This is a genomic window from Rahnella sp. ChDrAdgB13 (assembly GCF_017655185.1).
GTDB lineage: Bacteria > Pseudomonadota > Gammaproteobacteria > Enterobacterales > Enterobacteriaceae > Rahnella > Rahnella contaminans.
The window spans coordinates 30189-50210 of sequence record NZ_JAEMGT010000012.1 but is presented as its reverse complement, the minus strand read 5'-3'; the positions used below and the strand labels follow the sequence as shown (position 1 = coordinate 50210).

Sequence of the window (20022 nt, the reverse complement as noted above, 5' to 3'; positions counted from 1 at the left end):
AGATACGATGACTACGCTGATTGAGGTTCGTGATTCTCTCGCACTGGCTGGCCGGGCAGATGCCCGCCAGCTTAGCCAGCTACTCAACGCGCCGCGGCCGCTGGTGCAGGCCATGCTCGAACGGTTGGTGGCGATGCGAAAAGCGGAAGCCATCGAAGCCGATGACAGCTGTCTGAGCGGCAGTTGTAAAAGCTGCGCCGACGGCAAAAAATGCCTGACGGTTTCCTATATGCTCATTAATTAAGACACGTCGTCCTCTGACACCGGGCTTTCGCCCTTACTGAATAGTCGCGCTGCGGCTATTCAGTTATCATCGGCATGCCACAACGGCCATCAAAGCGCCGCAGGAGCCTGCATGATCGACAGCGAAATCACCTTCCGTAAACTTGAAATTTTCCTCGCTTACATGGAAAAGCAGAACATCACCCGCGCAGCCGAACAACTCGGCCTGAGCAGCGTCAGTGTGCATCGCGCCCTGCATTCTCTGGAGGAAGGTTTGCGCTGCCCGTTGTTTATCCATCGCGGACGTAATCTGCTGCCGCTGCCCGCCGCCGAAGCGTTACTGGAACATGCCACGCAGGTGATTGAGCAGATGGAACACGGCATTCAGGCCACGCAGCGCGCCGCGGGTTTTGGCGATAAACGTCTGAAAGTCGGCACGCTGTATTCGCTGACGCTGGAAACTATCCCGCGCCTGATCATGGGGCTGAAACTGCGCAGACCGGAGCTTGAACTGGAACTGGTGATGGGCTCCAATAATGATTTGCTGCAAAAGCTGGAAGACGGCCTGCTGGATGCCATTCTGATTTCGACCAGTGATTCGAGCGTGGATGCCCAGCGCTACGATCAGCTGCCGCTGTTTCAGGACGATATTTTTCTCGCCGCCCCTGCCAGCGCAGAACTGGCCTGCGAAGGCACGGCTGATTTGCGCGATTTTAAGCAGAAAAAATTCGTTTCCCTGGCCGAAGGATTCGCCACTTACCACGGCTTTCAGGAAGCCTTTCAGGTCGCCGGTTTTGAGCCGGACATTGTCACACGGGTAAACGATATTTTTTCAATGCTGAGTCTGGTACAGGCGGGTGTTGGCTACACGCTCATTCCCGGCAGGATGAAAGGTGTGTATGAAAATACGGTGAAACTCCTGCCGCTGGCTGAAGCCTATCAGATGCGTCAGACCATTTCGCTGGTCTTCCCGCACAGCCGCGAGCACGATCCTAATCTTCTCGCCCTCGCTGCTGAAAGCCGGATGTACGCGCTAGCAAGCAGAAAGCGCTGACAGACGCTTGTTGTTTTGCGCAATCAACACGACCGGCCAGTGCGTTTGATCCGGATGGGAACTCCAGATGGCAGATTCCGGAATGCTCACGCCGTCATAACGCATTTTCGAACCGTCATAAGGGTAAAATTGCCCTTTCTCTGTATCGAGTATGAAAACCAATAATCCGGCTGAATCCTGAGCAAGACGCTTCCACAGGGCGCGACCCCCGGAGTAATGATCGTTATCACTCATCAATGTAAGATGCTTTTTTACCACCAGCGTTTCATACAACAATGTCGCTAAACGGTAATCGCGCATTCCGGAGTTAACCACCACACCTTCCACCTGAAACGCTTTGTCGTCTTCCCAAAACTGACGCACCTCGAGCATTTCATCGCTATTTTCCCTGCGGGCAAGTTCCAGAGTAGCCACCACATGGTGTCGGTTTTCCCCCCGGTTATCGGTTCTGGTTTGTGCTTCGGCAATGGCGATAAATGGAATTTTTTCATCATAGATGACCAACATATCTATGTTGTTGAAACGTATTTCATCAATGACTTCAAACCGTCTGGCCAGAGTGGCCGGACTGTACGATCTTTCAAGCACGATCATTTGCGAATCCCCGCGAATTAAAACTGGCATGATATCCCTTCGTTCAGAGTGGTTAGACATTAGCACGCTGCGCAATTATCAAACAGCGCAACGCGTTTCACCCCCAACCTATCATGCCTTTAATCAGCGTTCGTTTTCGCGCAGCCGCGCTGCGAGACGTCCCGCAACATGCATCCCTGACTGGCACAAAGACAGCGCCTCGCCCTGCTCCATCGCGCGTCGGGTGAGGCCAGTCAGCACTGCGCCCGGCGGCATTTCAATCGCCAGCCGCACATCGCGCTGATAAGCCGCAACCATGGCATCACGCCAGTTCACGGTACGCGCCATATTCATCGCCAGATCGTCGGAAATTTTTTCCGGCTGCCAGTACACGCGCCCGGTCGTTCCGCTGAGATAACCGCAGGTCGGGCGGGAAATATGAATCTCTTTAAACGCCTCGACCAGCTTAGCCGCCGGTTCCTCCAGCAGCGCACAATGCGACGGCACGCTGACTGCCAGCTGATGGGTTTTCTGCGCGCCGAGCCCTTTGGCGAGCTGCATGACCTGCGCCATCGCGTCGTCGCTGCCGGCAATCACCAGCTGGTCTTCGGCATTGATATTGGCGAGATATACCGGGGATTCGGCGCTGTTGACCTGCGCTACCAGCGCTTCAATCTGGCTTTGCTGCAAACCGGTAATGGCGGAAAGACCAAAGCCCTGCGGATAAGCCTGTTGCATCAGTTCACCACGCAGGGCGACCAGCCGGACGGCATCCTCAAAACCGAGCGCACCGGCAATCACCGCGGCGGGGAATGCGCCAATCGACAGTCCGCTGCAAAAATCTGCCTCAATACCTTCGGCCTGACACTGCTTCGCCCAGACCACACCGGCAATCAGCAAACTCAGCTGAACCGCGCGGGTTGAACGTAAAGCCTCTGCGGTATCGAGCAGCAGAACATCTTCGGCAAGCGCATTGCTGGCCTGTTCAATGAGGGAATGCGTGAGCGAATTATCCGGCAAACGGTGCAACATTTGCGGCACCTGCGGCCCCTGTCCGGGGAAGGTAAATAGGATTTTCATCGTGCTCCTTGCTTCTTTTGGCCGGGTTCAGTCGGCTGACAGTTGCCACGGGTCACGCACCCGTCGCGGGCCTGATGCTGTTTTCAGCATCACCTCGCCACCCCGCAGCCATTCGCTGAGGGCAAATCCACCCTGAGGTGTATTAATCTGGACATCGGCGCGGCAAGGCAGCCGCTGAAGCTGGTCGAAAAAATCAGAGAACCGGGAGGCGTCCACCGGTGTGTCGCAACGCACCAGCAAATCCAGATCGCTGTCAGCGTGCATCACCGGCAGATCACTGACCAGCGCGTAGGCACAGCTGCCGGTCACGCCCCACGGGAAAGGAAGTTTCAGGCTGCTTAACGTGATCAGCGCCTGCACCGGTTGCTGTGAAACAAACGGCGAATGCAGTAAAACGTTAACGTCGCTGACCAGCGATTCGGGCGTGACAACCCGAACCACCGCCGCCGGGTCAACCCAGGCGGCGGCGCGCTGAATACGTGCCATGCCGCGAATACCCACCGGAACAGCACCATCAGCACGCATATCACGACGCACCACCAGCGGCAGCGACGTGCGCCAGCCGGTGTTTACCCACGCGGGTAACGTGTCGTCGTTTTGCAGCGCTGAACGGTCGCTTATCCAGACAAAATCATGGGCACGCGGGTCACACATATTCACTCCTTTATGCTTAGTGAAGCGCGGCTGTCAGGGAAATAAACAGCGGCAATGTCACGATACACAACACGGAACTGATCAGCAGTGAAGCTTCTGCATCCGGAGACTGAACGCCGAAACGGTTGCCGAACACGATACCGAAGAAACCGGCAGACAGCGCAATCATCAGGATTGCGGTCACCGCCACCTGACCACTCAGGCCGAACGCCAGAACCAGACCCCAGGCGATAAACGGCTGAACCAGGTTTTTCGCGACGCAGGACAACAACACCGGACCGTTAATTTTCAGCTTACGGGCTGACAGGATAACACCGGTCAGGAACAGCGCAGACGCGGTCGCTGACAGGCCCAGCGGTTTGATTGATGCCAGGAAGATTTCCGGCATTTTAATGCCAAATGCCGCCAGAATCACACCCAGAAGCGGTGCCCAGACGATCGGTTTCTTCACTGAACGCCACATCAGAACCGGCAACAGTGCCAGAGATGAACCCTGATTTTCGCCGCTCAGACGCGCTTTTTCACGTTCCAGAATCAGCAGGCAGAACGGTGTCATCAGCACGGAACCGCAGGCAATAGAGACCGCGACAGAAAGTGACGTTGACGGCGCGTCGCCCATCACGCTGCTCAGGATAGGCAAACCGAGCGCCGCATAGTTTGGCAGTGCGACGGTCAGCGTCAGGACAGCAGCATCCTGCGGAGATTTCTTGAACACTTTGGTGCACACAAAATAAATCGCCGCATAGGTGATCCACATCGCCAGCACCAGCACCAGAATCAGCGGTGACTGTTCGACAATGCCGGACCACGGCGTTTGTACTGTCGCTGCAAACAACGCAGCGGGTAAAGCAAAATCCATCACAAATATATTCAGTAAAGAGACGTTCTGGTTATCCACCATTTTCGCTTTCCCGGCATAAAAACCGAGGATCATGATGACGAAAATAGGGGCAAGCGCGTGCAATATTACGTAAGTCATAGCGTTTTTCCTGAGGCAAATTGAATGCTCAGTCGGCGCCGGTGCGATGTTTTTTTAAGTATGACAGTCCAGTTGCAGACAACAGCAGATCCTCGCCCTGACCAAAATGTCAGGGCGGAACCCGCAATGCGGCTGCGTCACGCTGTTTGCAGGTGCGTTACCGGTTGAGACTGAAAGTTTTGTTAATGAATTACCATTCCTGACGCATCAGTTGGCGAACGCGCTGCGAACTTGCGCGGTTTTCTGCACCCAGACGGTTGCTGAGGCTAACGCCTTCTTTGCGGGCGTCCTGGATGTTCTGCCAGACAGCGTTTTGTACGCTGGTGATGTCGTCGGGCGTTGCACTGTCCGGGTTTGCGATGTCGAGTAATTGCGACAGCAGCCCCAGAGTGGCGTAGTTTTCGATGTCATAAGCCATCGGCGGGATGGTTGCGGCCAGTTTTTCCAGCGCATCCACAGAGCGTAACGTGATGCGTGCGGCGGATTCTTTCCCCATCGCATGGATCATGACGCCGTTGTTTTTGAAGGCGATCAGCTTGTTGGCCTGATAACCGTGCGCCAGAAACGCACCAGACATCGCTTTACCCACAATCAGACCGACCACCGGATGTCCGGCCAGACGGGCTTTGGCGTAAGCGCCTGCGGCACCGGCCAGCGCCTGATGAATACCAAACGCTTCTTCGCGACGGCCATAAGCCTGACTTGGCACATCAATCACTGCCACGATGGCGCGTTTGGTGTCGGAGTTCGCATCAGCGGCAATGGCGTCGTTAACGACTTTTGCCAGCGTCCAGCCTTCCAGCAGACCGACTTCACCGCCCGCTGCGCGCGGATACTGATTATTTTTATCCGGCACGACCGTAATGAAACGGACAGCCTGATCGTTGAGTTTGCCATCGGCGGCTTTCACCGAAGGGCAAAGACCGCTGACCGGAGTAGCCTCTTTGGTCAGTTCGGCAAACCAGTAATCACCCCGGCTGACGACGTTGTTATTGTAAGTGCTCATGCGCGATCCTCCCGGTTAAACAGGGCTTCCGTCACTTCACGGCTGGCCTGCTGCGCGGTGTCAAAACCGGTCAGTTTTGGCAGGTAATAATCATAATTATCAGAACGATGTGTGGCCGGAACGCCTTTTTTGATGAAGCCCAGTACGCTGGATTTCACCTCAGCGAGAGAATCTTTCACCAGCGCATCGACAAAGCCGCTGTGATAGCGCACTTCGCCACCGGTCATGCTCCAGATAAACGGACGGTCGCGGGAATCGTATTCATAGATACCGGCTTCCTGCTCAATAACCTGCGGACCGTTCAGACCCAGACGGGCTTCGCGGGTCACAATCAGATAACTACACAGCGCAGCGGCAATCGACATCCCGCCAAAGCAACCGACTGTACCGGCCACCACGCCAATCACCGGCGTATAGCGGCGTAAATCGACAATTGCAGCGTGAATATCCGCGATCGCCGCCAGCCCAAGATTGGCTTCCTGTAAACGCACACCGCCGGTTTCGAGCAGCAGAACCGCCTGCGTCGGAATGCCGTTGCGGTTATCTTCTGCGGCCAGTTCCAGCGCTGCGGCCATTTTGGCACCGGACACTTCGCCCATACTGCCGCCCTGGAAACTCCCTTCAATGGCGACCACCACCGCGGGCTGACCGTTAATCTGGCCCTTCGCCACCACCATGCCGTCGTCGGCCTGCGGAACAATGCCCTGCGGTTCCAGCCACGGAGACATCACGCGTTCGAACGGCCCGAGCAGTTCGCGGAAAGTCCCGGCGTCCAGCAATTTGCGGGCGCGCTGACGGGCGCTCAGTTCGATAAAGCTCTGATCAGTATCAGTTGGCATTTTCAGCCTCCTCAAAGACCTGTTCGATACGCAGACGGGCAACCCCTGGTGTGGCGCCAAAATCATTAATGTCCAGACGGCCTGCCGGTAATTCACGCAGTGCGTTCAGACGGTCGAAAAAGTGCTGCCACAGGCTGTGGCTGCCATCGACGGAGGTTGTGACAATAATTTTCAGCTCAGTTGCTGCTTTTGGTTCATACAGCGATTCTAAATCGCCGGAACCCACCACGCCAGCTTCGGCGCGGCCTGGCAGCGCTTTTGCCGCCGGGTAGTTAAATTCAAAACGTTCCATAACACCTCTTTGTACTGATGTTAGTAAATTCGTATCCGGTTCAGTCAGACCACGCTTACGCGGTCGAGGAACAGCGTCGCAGCCAGTAAATCGGCGGCACCGCCGGGCGACGTGTTATCGGCCAGCATCCGCTGTTCCAGATGGCGCAACCGTAGTTTGCCTGCCATCGTGCCGGTGCCACCGGCTGCCAGCACCGCCCGCGCGCCCTGATGCATGGCTTTGAGCGCCGGCAAACCGCCGCGTGACAGCACACAGGTATCGGCAAGCGTGGTCATCACCGCCAGTAAGGCATCGACCTGTGCTTCGCTTTCGCCCGCACCGCGTGTCCGGCTGTGATGGAGCTGCGGCAGCGCCCGCTCAATAATGTGCGGAAAACCACTTTGTGCTTCTTCACGGGCACCCGGCACCTGATAACGCTGCACGGCGTGCGAACCTTTACTGAATTTTTTCGGGCTGAAAGCGTCGGGTAACGCCGCAATTTTCGCAGCGCGCTGCGCAATAGTTTGCGGCAGCAAAGCTTCCGGCTGCATGGCGACGGCGCTGACCAGCAACCCCATCGCCCAGATAGCGCCCCGGTGAGTATTCACTCCGCCGGTTTCGGCCATCATCTGTGCTTCACCGGCACGACCTAAACGGCCCACTTCCTGACGCAGGGCGATATCCGCCGGGCGCTGCCAGCTGTGTAAGGCCAGCAAATAGAAAGTGGATGTCAGGCTGCGCGCCGAACGCACCATCAGGTCCAACGTTAAATCCTGATGTGCGCCGGAACTCCGGCTGTCGACCAGCCCCGGTTTCGGGCTAAGCCGCGCTTCGTCGATCAGCGCCTGCGTCGCCGTTTCTGCCAGCCTTTCGGCCAGTTCTTCCGCTGTCAGTACAGCGCCAATCGTTAAAGTTTGCGGCATCGTGATTACCAGCTGCGGAATTTGGCAGGCGGGTTATACAAACCGCCGGACCAGTCGACCAGTTCGCTCACGCTGCCAGCCGCCAGTAAAGAGCGGGTGGCGTCGGTGCGGCGAATCCCCATGTCTTCCGGGAAGACCACCAGTTCCTGACGGCGCAGGTCGGCGACGCGTTTGGCGTCAACGCCCAGACCAATGTCAGTGATACCGGCAACCGCAGCGACCATCGCCCGGCGCTCTTCCAGAGAACGGGCGCGGTACAGATAGGCGATCCCCTCTTCGGTCAGCACGTGCGTCACGTCGTCGCCGTAAATCATCACCGGTGCCAGCGGCATTCCCGATTCTTTACCCACATCGACCGCTTCGAGTTTTTCAACGAACGTCGGTTTGCCACCGGCCTGGAAGGTTTCCACCATCTGTACGACCAGTTTTTTACCGCGCGCCATCGGATCCGGCTCTTCAATCATGTCGAGCCAGGCTGGCGTGGAGTGACGGCGACCGTGCGGGTCATGGCCCATGTTTGGTGCGCCACCGAAACCGGCCAGACGACCGCGGGTGACGGTGGACGAGTTCGCCAGACCATCGACCTGCAACGTTGAACCGATGAACATATCGACCGCGTACTGACCTGCCAGCTGGCAGAACGCACGGTTGGAACGCATGGAACCGTCAGAGCCGGTGAAGAACACGTCCGGACGGGCACGGATATACTCTTCCATCCCGAGTTCGCCGCCGAAGCAGTGAACGGTGTCGACCCAGCCGCTTTCAATAGCCGGGATCAGCGTCGGATGCGGGTTCAGCGTCCAGTGTTTACAGATTTTGCCGCGCAGGCCGAGTTGTTCGCCGTAAGTCGGCAACAGCAGTTCGATCGCCGCGGTGTTAAACCCGATACCGTGGTTCAGCGACTGCACGTTGTGTTTGGCGTAGATGCCTTTAATCGCCATCATCGCCATCAGCACGTGAACCGGTTTAATCAGACGCGGGTCACGGGTGAACAGCGGTTCGATGAAGAATGGCTTGTCCGCGACAACCACGAAATCAATCCAGTCGCCCGGAATATCAACGCGCGGCAGGTCGGTTTCTTCATCTACCAGTTCGTTGACCTGCGCAATCACGATGCCGTTTTTAAAGGCCGCGGCTTCGACCAGCGCTGGCGTATCTTCGGTGCTTGCGCCGGTATAAAGGTTACCTTTGCGGTCTGCTTTAAAGCCGGCGATCAGGGCGATGTTTGGCACCAGATCGACGTAAAGACGAGAATACAGTTCGATGTACGTGTGGATCGCGCCGATTTCCATCTGACCATCTTCAAGCAGTTGCGCGATACGCAGGCTTTGCGGGCCGGAGAAAGCGAAATCGAGCTTGCGGGCGATGCCGCGTTCGAAGAGATCCAGATGTTCAGCACGGCTGACGCTCGGCATGATCATATGTAAGTCATGCAGCTTTTCAGGGTTCACTTTTGCCAGTGAACGGGAAAGAAAGTCAGCTTGTTTTTGGTTGTTACCTTCCATCACCACGCGGTCACCGGAGGCAATCAGCGTTTCGAGGACAGCAATAATTTTATCAGTGGGTAAAACTTTACCCTCGGCCACGGAACGGACACTGTCGATACGCCGTTGTTTTTCGCTGCGGCGGGTGTCCCACACTTTCGTGGTCTGCGGATGTTGCGGCATGCCAAACCTCCCTGGGTTGAGCTTGCTGAAGATTTCCCGACGTGATGAAACAAAGAGGACGGTGGGAAGTTCAGTCAAGTGGCGGTTGCATCACATTTGACCTGTTTAGTTAGCGTGTTAAGTGTAGGAAGGGCCGAGATAACCATCAATGAAGGCGGCGGACACTTCGTTACTCTGAGAGTAACGATTGAAGGGAATTCTTTAAAAACAGTTTGATACAAAACAAAGAATGGGAGGTATCCCTCAAAAACAGGTGAAAAAAAGGGATGCGCATGGCATCCCTTTTTTGCAGATAAGAAGATTATTTGAAAACTTCTGCGGTCGCAGTGATTTTCTTTTTCTCCTGCGCGGCGATCACGACGTAATATTTCCCGCCTTTTTCATCAGCCAGTTTGGACAGCTCATCTTTAGCATCCATTGGCGCAGTGTATTCATTGCTGGTTGTTACCACGCCCAGGCTGGTGTAACCCTTATCTTTAGCTTCTTCTTTGGTGATCATCTCTGCGGCCATTGCGTTCACAGAGAACAAACCTGCCAGAACGGCTGCAATAATAATTTTATTTGATTTCATGACATTACCTCTAAATTGGATGAATAGTTTTGAAAGAAAGCAGTCAAGATATGAACGGCAGGTGAATCTGTGCTGGCACGAACCTTCCTGGTCAACCACCAGATTTCTCCCCAGAGACACAAACGGGCGATGGAAAATTTCCCCCTCTCACCTCCGGCATCTATCGGCTTAAGTATTAGTCACCCTTGGGAATTAGCCAGAATTTTGACAAATATTTTTACATTGGTTTTCAGTCTGCAATCAGAAAGCGTTCGACAATTTCACAAAAAGCATCCGGGTGCGAGATAAAGGGCGCATGGGCTGCTTTTTCAATGATTTCCGAGTGAGAATCAGGCAGTAAAGCATCCAGTAACGGCACGATTTTTCTCGGCACCAGCCCGTCGAGCGCGCCGTAAATACGCAGTACCGGCAAGGTCAGCGTCGTCATTGACTCACGTAAATCGGCTGTACGTAAAATCTCCAGCCCACCGTTGAGCACTTCTGCGGGCGGCATTGGCAGATTCAAAACAATTGATTTCAGCAAACGGGCATCCTGACGGGCGCTGTTGCTGCCGAGCGTCTGCAACGCCAGAAAACGCTCGACCGTACGCTGAAAATCTTCACTTAGCTGATGCTGGAATCCCTGCAACACATCGGGGCGGATGCCCGGCCAGTTGTCATTCGCGGTAAAGCAAGGCGAAGATGCCACGGTAATCAGTTTTTCCACGCGCTGCGGCGCGCTCAGCGCAATCTGGCTGGCGACCAGTCCGCCCAGCGACCAGCCCACCAGCGAAGCCTTTTGCGGCATGGCAGACAGTACCAAATCAGCCATTTCTTCCAGCGTCAGCGCCCCAAAACCTTTACTGCGGCCATAGCCCGGCAGGTCGATCAGGTGCAGACAAAAATGCGGCGCAAGTCGCTCCGCCGTGTAACGCCAGACCCCGGCGTTCAGTCCCCATCCGTGAAGCAGCACAAGATGGCGATCTCCTTCGCCGATTGTCTCCCGGTAAAGCGTATTCATAGCGTATTGTCCGTGTCAGTCTGATTGTTCAATCCATAAAAATGGCACAAGGAACCCGCCGCTATGCTAACAATTGCCAGCCGCTGTTGGCTATGTCAGTGTCCGCTCCATCTGGCGATACAGGGCATTTGCAGTCTGTGCCTCAGACATTTGCCCGCCGCACCGCCCTGCTGCCCGCGCTGTGGATTACCCGGCACCGGAGGTAATCTCGATTGCGGCCGCTGCCTGCTGAAACCGCCGCCTTGGGACGCACTGGTTTTCGCCAGCCCGTATGAACCGCCGGTCAGCGGGCTGGTGCTCCGGCTCAAATTCGCCAACCTACCTGAGCTGGACACCACGCTCGCGCGCCTGTTTCTGCTGCGCTGGCTGCCGCGCTGGCGGTCCGGTAATCTGCCGCGTCCGGATATCCTCCTCAGCGTACCGCTGCATCAGAAACGTTATTTCTCCAGAGGCTACAATCAGAGTGAATTACTCGCCCGGCCGCTGGCCCGCTGGCTGCACTGCGAATATCGCCCGTACGCCCTGAGCCGCGACCGGCGCACCGTGCCGCAGCAAAGCCTGAGCGAGCGGGAAAGAAAGTGGAATCTGCGTAAAGCCTTTACCTGCCATGCCGATTTGCGCGGTAAAAACGTGATGCTGCTTGATGATGTGGTGACCACCGGCAGCACGGTGCGGGAAATCAGTAAAATGCTCATTAATCAGGGAGTTGCTTCAGTGCAAATCGCGTGTATCTGCCGGACATTACAGACATAAGCACGTGCTGCTAACACTCTGGCAACGGGAAGGGTGACGGGTAAAAGCAAAGGGCGTATTATAACCAACTAGAGTAGTCAACTATTGAGCGAATGTTATGATCCTTATTACCGATGCTGCCCAAGAGCACTTTGCCAAATTGCTGGCAAGCCAGGAAGAAGGCACCCAAATCCGCGTATTCGTGATCAATCCCGGTACGCCGACCGCAGAATGCGGTGTCTCCTATTGCCCGCCTGACGCCGTAGAAGCGACGGATACCGAACTGAAGTTCGAGAAACTGTCTGCTTTCGTCGATGAATTAAGCGCGCCATATTTGCAGGATGCGGTGATCGACTTCGTCACCGATCAGTTGGGTTCCCAGCTGACGCTGAAAGCGCCTAACGCTAAAATGCGTAAAGTGTCTGACGATGCGCCTCTGATGGAACGTGTTGAATATCAGTTGCAGTCGCAGATTAACCCGCAGCTGGCCAGCCACGGCGGTCGTGTTTCCCTGATGGAAATCACCGACGACGGCATCGCAGTTCTCCAGTTCGGCGGTGGTTGTAACGGTTGCTCTATGATTGATGTCACCCTGAAAGACGGCATCGAGAAAGAGCTGCTGCAAAACTTCCCGGAACTGAAAGGCGTTCGCGATCTGACCGAACACCAGCGCGGCGAGCATTCTTTCTACTGATTAACCGTTGATCAGACAGAATGTGAAAAGCACCCTTCCGTTGGGTGCTTTTTTTATGGTTGCGGATTAAGAAATACCTTTGCGTCGGCGGTCCAAATCCGCCAGCAGCAGATTAATGTGCTCATCGCTGAACAACGTTTCCAGCGTGTGCGTCAGTTTTCGCCGCCAGTTGGGATATTCAGTATTCGTGCCGGGCACGTTAACTGGCGTCGACATATCCAGCCAGTCTTCCGGTTGCAGCCCGAGCAGCGCACTGGCGCTGTCAGCCAGATAACGTTGCAGACCGCGGTTAAGCACCGACGTCATCGGCATGCCTGCTGCGGTTTTGCTGGTCGCTTTCGGCACGCATCCTGTCCGGTGCAACGCGTCCAGCAAACCCTGCTTACTGTGCTCGCGCTCCCCGCGCAATTTCTCCAGCACCTGCGGGTCCGGATAAACACCCAGCGACGCACCGAGCGTTAAATCTCCGCCTTCCCAGTAGCCGCGCAACGTCGGCAGATCATGCGTGGTCACTGTCGCCATCGCCTGCGAAACGTAATCTTCCGGCGGTCGATAGACGAAGTGTTTATCGTGCTCGAAATACAGTACTTTGTAGGAATACACGCCGCTGTCGCGCAGGCTGGCGACAATTTCTTTCGGCACGGTCCCCAGATCTTCACCAATCACCATGCACTGGTGCCGCTGACTTTCCAGCGCCAGCACACCGAGTAAATCTTCCAGCGGATAACGGACATACGCGCCATTCCCCGCCTCCTGATCCGCCGGTATCCACCTAACCCCATCACGTGATCGATACGCAGCGCCCCGCACTCCGCCATATTCGCGCGCAGCAAATCGATAAATGGCTGATAGGCACGGGCTTTCATTTCATGAGGATCAATGGGTGGAAGCCCCCAGTTTTGCCCCTGCGGCCCCAGAATATCCGGCGGCGCGCCAATCGTCGCATTCAGACAATACAACGACGGATCTGACCAGGTTTCCGCACCACCTTCCGCCACGCCAACCGCCAGATCACGGTATAAACCCAGCGGCATATCCAGCTCCACGCTGCGCTGATAACACACAGAAAATTGCGTATGTGCCAGCCATTGCAGCCACTGGTAGAACTCAATTTCACCGGCATAATGCTGGCTGAATTCCGCAACATCCGCCCCTTTGGCGTCACGATAAGCATCGGGCCATACCGGCCAGCCCCACAATCCCAGATCTAAATCCCGCAGATGAACATGCAGCGCATCGAACAGCGCCTGCTGGCGCAAACTTTCGCCGCCCAGCAACACAAAACGACGGAAATCCCGCTTGCGCTGGCTGGCTTCCGGCTGTTCGCCAAAGAGCGGCCACGCCAGTTTCAGCGCATTTAATTTCAACCGCATCACCAGCGGATAATCGACAAACTCGGTGCTGCGCGCCTGCAACAACGCATCTCGCGTCTCGATGGAATGCCACCAGCTTTGCGCCAAATCGCTGGCGATAAATTCTTCCACCGCATTCACGTCGATGTACGCCAGATTCAGCCAGCGGCGTGACGACGGGCTGTACGGGCTGGCGCTGAGAGGATTGGCCGGATACAACGCGTGTATCGGGTTCAGCCCGACGAACGCGCCGCCGCGCTGGCCAACTTCTTCCACCATTTTTTTCAGATCGCCAAAATCGCCGACGCCCCAGTTATTTTCCGACCGCAGCGTGTACAACTGAACCGTCGCACCCCACAGTTTTTTACCTGCCAGCAGCGCGGGCGGCTCATAACAGCGTGGCGGCACAACAATAATCCGGCACGGCCAGATTCTACCGTTTTGCGATAACGTCAGTTGATGGTAACCCGTGGGCAATCCGGCGCTGAGATTCAGAACCTTGCCAACCTCAACGGTTCCTTCGGTCTGGTCGCCGTTTTCAAGCGTGAACTGCCAGCAAAATGCGCCGCAGCCCTCCGGGGTTAGCAGCACTTTTTTGCCTTCCGTAAACACTTTTACCGCAGGCAAAGGCGTTACCTCGGGCACATCTTCCGGATCACGCCCCATGGCCGCCAGCAGCGATGCCCTCGTTTCGTTGGACACCGTTTCTACTTCATCGGACATATTGATAAAGCTGTCTAAAATACCTGCCCGGCGCGCTGCCTCAACAAGTTGCTTATCCTCCATGCCTGCTCCTAACGTTTTGCCTGCCAGATGCGCTGCTGATAATCGCGGATTGAACGGTCTGCGCTGAACATCCCGACGCGCGCGGTGTTAAGCAGCGTGCGGCGCGTCCATTCGTCAGCGTTACGGTACAATTTATCGACCTGTTTTTGCGCTTCGCAATACTGAGCAAAATCCGCCAGAACCAGATAGGGATCGCCGCCATCGAGCAGGCTGTTGAGCATCAGATCGAAAGCCTTTTTATCGCCGTTGGCATAAAAACCGCTGGCCAGTTCGTCGAGAATCGCCTTGAGATGTTTGTCTTTTTTCACCACGGCTTTCGGCTTATAGCCTTTCTTCAGCTCAGCTTTTACTTCATCAACGGTCAGGCCAAAGATGAAAATATTGTCTTCGCCCACCTGCTCGGCAATTTCGACATTCGCGCCGTCCAGCGTGCCGACAGTCAGCGCGCCGTTAAGCGCCAGCTTCATATTGCCGGTGCCCGACGCTTCTTTACCGGCAGTAGAAATCTGCTCGGAAACGTCCGCCGCCGGGATCATCAGTTCCGCTACCGACACGCAATAATCCGGGATGAACACGACTTTAATACGATCGGCGACGATCGGATCGTTGTTGATCTTCTCCGCGACCTGATTGATCGCATAGATAATATTTTTGGCGAGGTAATAACCGGGCGCGGCTTTAGCACCGAACAGGAAAACGCGCGGCACCATGTCGAGCTTCGGATTATCGCGGAGCTGCCGGTACAAGGAGAGAATGTGCAGCAGATTCAGATGCTGACGTTTGTACTCGTGCAGGCGTTTTATCTGCACATCGAAAATGGCGTCAGGATTGAGGCGGATCCCCATGCGCTGCCAGACGTATTCCGCCAACCGCACTTTGTTGTCATGCTTGATTTTGCGGTACTGCTTGCAGAATTTTTTGTCTTTTACGCCGTCTTCCAGACCTTTCAGCAGATCCAGATTATTCACCCAGGAATCCGTTTTCAGGCGTTCATCAATCAGCGCGGAAAGCGCCGGATTACACTGTTTCAGCCAGCGGCGCGGCGTGATGCCATTAGTCACGTTGTGGAATTTTTGCGGCCACAGCTGATGATATTCCGGGAACAAATCTTTCACCACCAGATCCGAATGCAGCGCCGCCACCCCGTTTACTGCAAAACCGGCCACCACGCAGAGATTCGCCATCCTTACCTGTTTGTCGTGATGTACGGCCAGTTTCGCCCAAACCGCTTCATCGCCCGGCCAGGTTTTACTGACCAGTTTTTTGAAGTTGGTGTTGATTTGTTTGATGATTTGGAAATGTCGCGGCAACAGGCTGCGCACCAGACTTTCGTCCCAGGTTTCCAGCGCTTCCGGCATTAACGTGTGGTTGGTATACGCAAACGTGCGGCTGGTGATGTGCCAGGCATCGTTCCAGCTCAGCTGATGCTCGTCGAGCAATACGCGCAGCATTTCAGGAATGGCGATGGTCGGGTGCGTATCATTAAGCTGGATGACTTCATAATCCGGCAGCTCGCTGATTTTGCGGCCCAGGAAATGATGACGCCGCAGGATATCGGCCACCGAACAGGCGCACTGAAAATACTGCTGCATCAGGCGCAGGCGTTTACCGGCCTGATGGTTGTCATTCGGATAGAGCACTTTGGTGAGTTTGGCAGCTTCGATGCCCTGCTGTTCCGCTTTCAGGAACTCGCCGTCATTAAACTTCTCCAGATCAAACGGATGCGGATGCGTGGCTTCCCATAAACGCAGCGGCTGCGTAATTCCGTTGCGATACCCCATAACCGGTAAATCCCAGGCTTCGCCGCGCAGCGTAAATTCGGGTTCCCAGCGGGAAACTCCCTGATCGTTCTTTACGATTTTCCCGCCAATGCCAACATTCACCGCCAGCGAACTGTTATGGCGGAACCACGGATATTCACTGCGGTGCCAGTCATCCGGCGACTCTTTTTGTTTGCCATCAACAAAGCGCTGACGGAATAAACCGTACTGATAGTTCAGGCCATAACCGGTGCCCGGTTGCCCGACCGACGCCATCGCATCGAGATAACAGGCCGCCAGACGCCCGAGCCCGCCGTTACCGAGCGCCGGATCGATTTCTTCTTCAAGCAGGTCTGTCAGGTTGATATCAAACTGCTCAAGTGCGCTGGCAATTTTTTCGTACCAGCCGAGATTAATCAGGTTATTACCGGTCAGCCGCCCGACCAGAAACTCCATCGAGATGTAGTTAACGTGGCGGGTGATCTTTTTACTTTTCCTGCTCACGGATTCATTTTGCGGAGGAAGCTGTTCAGCGACTGCGGCGCTGACTGCGTGCCACCATTGATGCCGGGTCATGTCCCTGGCTGAAGTAAGTCCAAATGCTTGCCACTGGCGGGTTAGCGCCGCCAAAAAAACATCCTGCTTGAGCGTGATTTTCGACATAGGGCAGTCTCTTTTCTGTCAGTGGGGACGGAATGTTTCCGTGAGAAAAAGCCTGATTGCGGTAAAAAGTGTGATCCCAATACACTTATGTATAAACCCTATGTCGAAAAAATGCTCACTGCCGTTTGTTTCTAAAACTTTTTAAGGCCATTTTTATTTTTGCCCGTAATAGGCATCCGGCCCGTGTTTTCGGCTGAAATGTTTTTGCATAAGGTAATCATCCATCGGGGTCTGGTTGCGCCGGATTGAACCAGTGATCCACGCCATTTTGGCGACTTCTTCCAGCACCACGGCGTTGTGAACCGCCTGTTCCGGCGTGGCTCCCCAGCAGAACGGGCCATGCTGGGCGACCAGAATGCCCGGCATATGCAGCGGATCAATGCCCGTCAGCGCAGCGGCGATCACTTTGCCCGTTTCCAGTTCGTATTCTCCGTTCACTTCATGGCGCGACAAAGGCCGCGTACAGGAGATCTCACCGGCAAAATAATCCGCATGCGTGGTGCCTAACGCGGGGATCGCAACGCCAGCCTGCGCCCACGACGTCGCATGGGTCGAATGGGTGTGCACGATGCCGCCGAGTTCAGGGAAACGGGCGTAAAGTTCAAGATGCGTGGCGGTATCCGATGACGGTCTGTAGCGCCCTTCCACCACTTCACCGCGCAAATTCACGACCACCATATCGCTGGCCTGCATTTTTTCGTATTCCACACCACTCGGTTTGATGACCACCAGCCCGCGCTTGCGGTCGATGCCGCTGACGTTGCCCCACGTAAAGGTCACCAGACCGTACGCAGGCAGCGCCATATTGGCTTCAAATACGCGTTGTTTCAGTACATCCGTCATACTGCTTCCTCCATATTCAGCCCGGCTTTCTGCATTTTATCGACGACCCAGGCGCGCGCGTTGCGCACTTCCTGCATCGGATCGGCGGCGGTTTCACTCCACATTTCGATGAGATAAGGCCCGCGATAGCCGCTTTTCTGTAGCGTTTCGAAGCAGCGCTCAAATTCCACGACGCCGCTGCCGAACGGTACATTTTTGAATACGCCCGGCTGCGTATCTTTAATATGCACAGCGACGATATGTCCGGCACCGCTTGCCAGTTCCATCTGCACGTCGTTGTCCCAGGCGGATAAATTGCCGATGTCCGGATACAGCTGGAACCACGGGTTATTCAGGTAATGCGTATAGCCCAATGCTTTGCTGATTGAATTCATCAGCGGGTAATCCATGATTTCCATCGCCAGCGTGACCTGCGCCCGGCTGGCCATTTCGACCGATTCCTGCAAACCGGCACGGAAACGCTCACGGGTATGATCGTTGGCCTGCTGGTAATAGACGTCATAACCGGCGAGCTGGATGACACGGATGCCTAAATCCTGCGCCAGTACGATGGCTTTACGCATGATTTCCAGCCCCTGATTACGGGTTTCATCGTCTTCAGAGCCCAGCGGAAAACGCCGGTGCGCGCTCAGGCACATCGACGGAATGCGGATGCCCGTGCGCGAAATCGCATCCACTACGTTCAGTCTCTGCCCGCGTGACCAGTCAAGCCGCGCCAGCCGGTGATCGGTTTCATCCACCGACATTTCGACGAAATCAAAACCCAGTTCTTTCGCCAGCGTCAGGCGCATCAGCCAGTCTTCACCCGCAGGCAAAGCTTTTTCATAGATACCGAGTGGAACGGCTTTGTGCATCATGCGATTTTCCTTAACCCCAGAGCTGGCTGATGGATTTTTTGAACTGACGCGCCGCGTCTGCCGGGTCTTTCGCGTCACGGATACTGCGCCCGGCAATGAAAACGTGTACCGGAATGTCTTTGAACAGCGGCAAATCTTCCAGCGCCAGACCGCCGGTGATCGTGACTTTAAAGCCCATATCGGAAAGACGTTTGATCGCCGTAATATCGGCATCGCTCCACGCCACACCGGCAGCCTGTGCGTCACGGCTGCGGTGATAAACCACCTGCCGGATACCGGCGTCATGCCATTCCTGCGCCTGTTCCCACCTCCAGTAACCGGTCAGTTCAATCTGAACGTCACCGCCAAATTCTTTTGCTACTTCCAGCGCACCTTTGGTGGTGTTGATATCGGCGCAGCAAATCACGGTGACCCAGTCGGCGTTGGCTTGAAAACACATGCGCGAGAGAATTTTCCCGGCATCAGCAATTTTGGCATCGGCCAGCACGATTTTCTCCGGATACAGCGCTTTCAGATCACGCACCGCACGCACGCCTTCTGCGACACACAAAATAGTGCCGACTTCGATAATGTCGACTTCGCTGGCGATAAGACGCGTGGTTTTGTAAGCATCGTCCATCGACTGGTTATCCAGCGCCACCTGCAACATCGGTAATGAATGAGACATAATGAATTCCTTCTCTGCTAACGAATTAGTTAACCGCCGTGGCGGAAGTCTGGTCGATCAAATCCAGTACCTGCTGCGCGGTGGTGCAGGCGCGCAGGCGGTCAAAATTGGCTTCATCTTCAAACAGGTTCACCACCTGCATGATGCCAACTTCCTGATGCGCGCTGGCATCCACAGCAGCCAGCGTGATCAAGATATCCACCGGATCGTTATCTTCATGGTTGAACACCAGCGGCTTTTTCAGGGTCACCAGCGCGAAACCGGTTTTGAGTACACCTTCTTCCGGGCGGCCATGCGGCATCGCCAGTCCCGGCGCTATGACGAAATAGGGTCCGAACTTTTTGACGCCATCCAGAATTGCCTGGTAATAACGCGGCTCAACCACACCGGCGTCCACCAGCATATCGACGCCAATTTTGACCGCTTCCTGCCAGGTTTCTGCCTCCGCGTTCAGACAAATCGAGTTATTCTCGGCCAGCGAATCTCGCAGTTTCATTGCACGCTCCTTACTTTTTCAGCGACGTTGGGAAGTGAGCATTAATGACTTCCATCACTTTCGGGCCGAAATCCGCCGCCGAGAGCATGTTGCGTACACCGACGACGTATTTGTTGCCGCTGACGGTGATTTCGTCGGCGACGTGCGTGGACGCGACAATAATGTCCGCGCCGCTCAGCTCAGATTTGTACTCACCGACCGCGCAGCTGTTCATGGTGTGATCCACGCCTTCCTGTGTCAGAAACTGCCCGATTTTCATCTTCATGATCATCGAACTGCCTTGCCCGCAACCGCAAACTGCCAGAATTCGTACTGTCATGGGAACCTCGTTAA

21 protein-coding genes and 1 pseudogene are annotated in these 20022 nt (G+C 55.4%); 4 read left to right on the top strand and 18 right to left on the bottom strand.

Translation table 11 applies throughout. From position 1 onward, the window contains the following. The first annotated feature begins 7 nt into the window (after positions 1-7). On the top strand, positions 8-244 hold the full coding sequence (locus J8X26_RS04895) for a FeoC-like transcriptional regulator (protein ID WP_208950294.1): 237 nt from the start codon (positions 8-10) through the stop codon (positions 242-244). A gap of 111 nt (positions 245-355) precedes the next feature. Next, positions 356-1276, top strand: coding sequence for a LysR family transcriptional regulator (locus J8X26_RS04890; RefSeq protein ID WP_208950293.1), 921 nt, complete (start codon positions 356-358; stop codon positions 1274-1276). Here the strand turns inward: J8X26_RS04890 and J8X26_RS04885 are convergent. The 11 genes from J8X26_RS04885 to bioH form a co-directional block, all read right to left on the bottom strand. Then, positions 1256-1900, bottom strand: a complete 645-nt coding sequence (locus J8X26_RS04885; RefSeq protein WP_208950292.1) for a hypothetical protein — start codon at positions 1898-1900, stop codon at positions 1256-1258. The genes J8X26_RS04890 and J8X26_RS04885 overlap by 21 nt on opposite strands. 93 nt (positions 1901-1993) lie before the next feature. Continuing rightward, positions 1994-2929 carry a malonate decarboxylase subunit epsilon gene (gene mdcH, locus J8X26_RS04880; RefSeq protein WP_208950291.1) on the bottom strand — a complete coding sequence of 312 codons (936 nt, stop codon included), beginning with the start codon at positions 2927-2929 and terminating at the stop codon, positions 1994-1996. A 27-nt stretch (positions 2930-2956) separates the two neighbouring features. Then, positions 2957-3583 (bottom strand): malonate decarboxylase holo-ACP synthase, encoded by a 627-nt coding sequence (locus J8X26_RS04875; RefSeq protein ID WP_208950290.1) that lies wholly within the window; start codon positions 3581-3583, stop codon positions 2957-2959. Positions 3584-3599: 16 nt separating this feature from the next. Further along, complete coding sequence (locus J8X26_RS04870) at positions 3600-4562, bottom strand: AEC family transporter (RefSeq protein ID WP_165060971.1); 963 nt, start codon at positions 4560-4562, stop codon at positions 3600-3602. A 190-nt stretch (positions 4563-4752) separates the two neighbouring features. Then, the gene (gene mdcE / locus J8X26_RS04865; protein WP_208950289.1) at positions 4753-5568 is read right to left on the bottom strand and encodes a biotin-independent malonate decarboxylase subunit gamma; all 816 of its coding nucleotides are present in this window, start codon (positions 5566-5568) and stop codon (positions 4753-4755) included. Continuing rightward, on the bottom strand, positions 5565-6407 hold the full coding sequence (locus J8X26_RS04860) for a biotin-independent malonate decarboxylase subunit beta (RefSeq protein ID WP_208950288.1): 843 nt from the start codon (positions 6405-6407) through the stop codon (positions 5565-5567). The genes mdcE and J8X26_RS04860 overlap by 4 nt, the downstream gene beginning before the upstream one ends. Further along, complete coding sequence (locus tag J8X26_RS04855; protein ID WP_208950287.1) at positions 6397-6699, bottom strand: malonate decarboxylase subunit delta; 303 nt, start codon at positions 6697-6699, stop codon at positions 6397-6399. The genes J8X26_RS04860 and J8X26_RS04855 overlap by 11 nt, the downstream gene beginning before the upstream one ends. Positions 6700-6743: 44 nt before the next feature. Beyond that, positions 6744-7601 carry a triphosphoribosyl-dephospho-CoA synthase gene (locus J8X26_RS04850; RefSeq protein WP_208950286.1) on the bottom strand — a complete coding sequence of 286 codons (858 nt, stop codon included), beginning with the start codon at positions 7599-7601 and terminating at the stop codon, positions 6744-6746. A 5-nt stretch (positions 7602-7606) separates the two neighbouring features. Then, a complete protein-coding gene (mdcA, locus tag J8X26_RS04845; protein ID WP_208950285.1) occupies positions 7607-9268 on the bottom strand; it encodes a malonate decarboxylase subunit alpha in 1662 nt (553 codons plus the stop codon). A gap of 301 nt (positions 9269-9569) precedes the next feature. Then, positions 9570-9839 carry a YdgH/BhsA/McbA-like domain containing protein gene (locus J8X26_RS04840; protein WP_112288668.1) on the bottom strand — a complete coding sequence of 90 codons (270 nt, stop codon included), beginning with the start codon at positions 9837-9839 and terminating at the stop codon, positions 9570-9572. 229 nt (positions 9840-10068) lie between these two features. Continuing rightward, a complete protein-coding gene (bioH, locus tag J8X26_RS04835; protein WP_208950284.1) occupies positions 10069-10839 on the bottom strand; it encodes a pimeloyl-ACP methyl ester esterase BioH in 771 nt (256 codons plus the stop codon). 63 nt (positions 10840-10902) lie between these two features. On the opposite strand from bioH, the gene gntX reads away from it, so the two are divergent. Both gntX and nfuA read left to right on the top strand, forming a co-directional pair. Further along, complete coding sequence (gntX, locus tag J8X26_RS04830; protein WP_152327550.1) at positions 10903-11592, top strand: DNA utilization protein GntX; 690 nt, start codon at positions 10903-10905, stop codon at positions 11590-11592. A 97-nt stretch (positions 11593-11689) separates the two neighbouring features. Further along, the gene (gene nfuA, locus J8X26_RS04825; protein WP_112288671.1) at positions 11690-12265 is read left to right on the top strand and encodes a Fe-S biogenesis protein NfuA; all 576 of its coding nucleotides are present in this window, start codon (positions 11690-11692) and stop codon (positions 12263-12265) included. 66 nt (positions 12266-12331) lie between these two features. Here the strand turns inward: nfuA and malQ are convergent. The 7 genes and pseudogenes from malQ to ulaB form a co-directional block, all read right to left on the bottom strand. After that, positions 12332-14403, bottom strand: a pseudogene (malQ, locus tag J8X26_RS04820) (4-alpha-glucanotransferase). Positions 14404-14411: 8 nt separating this feature from the next. Then, positions 14412-16826, bottom strand: coding sequence for a maltodextrin phosphorylase (malP, locus tag J8X26_RS04815; protein WP_208950283.1), 2415 nt, complete (start codon positions 16824-16826; stop codon positions 14412-14414). A 153-nt stretch (positions 16827-16979) separates the two neighbouring features. Further along, positions 16980-17669, bottom strand: a complete 690-nt coding sequence (locus J8X26_RS04810; RefSeq protein ID WP_208950282.1) for an L-ribulose-5-phosphate 4-epimerase — start codon at positions 17667-17669, stop codon at positions 16980-16982. Beyond that, positions 17666-18526 (bottom strand): L-ribulose-5-phosphate 3-epimerase, encoded by an 861-nt coding sequence (locus J8X26_RS04805; RefSeq protein WP_208950281.1) that lies wholly within the window; start codon positions 18524-18526, stop codon positions 17666-17668. The genes J8X26_RS04810 and J8X26_RS04805 overlap by 4 nt, the downstream gene beginning before the upstream one ends. Positions 18527-18536: 10 nt before the next feature. Then, positions 18537-19193, bottom strand: a complete 657-nt coding sequence (locus J8X26_RS04800) for a 3-keto-L-gulonate-6-phosphate decarboxylase UlaD (protein ID WP_208950280.1) — start codon at positions 19191-19193, stop codon at positions 18537-18539. Between the two features lie 25 nt (positions 19194-19218). Then, on the bottom strand, positions 19219-19689 hold the full coding sequence (ulaC, locus tag J8X26_RS04795) for a PTS ascorbate transporter subunit IIA (RefSeq protein ID WP_152327556.1): 471 nt from the start codon (positions 19687-19689) through the stop codon (positions 19219-19221). Between the two features lie 10 nt (positions 19690-19699). Beyond that, on the bottom strand, positions 19700-20008 hold the full coding sequence (ulaB, locus tag J8X26_RS04790) for a PTS ascorbate transporter subunit IIB (RefSeq protein ID WP_104923679.1): 309 nt from the start codon (positions 20006-20008) through the stop codon (positions 19700-19702). Positions 20009-20022 lie beyond the last annotated feature (14 nt).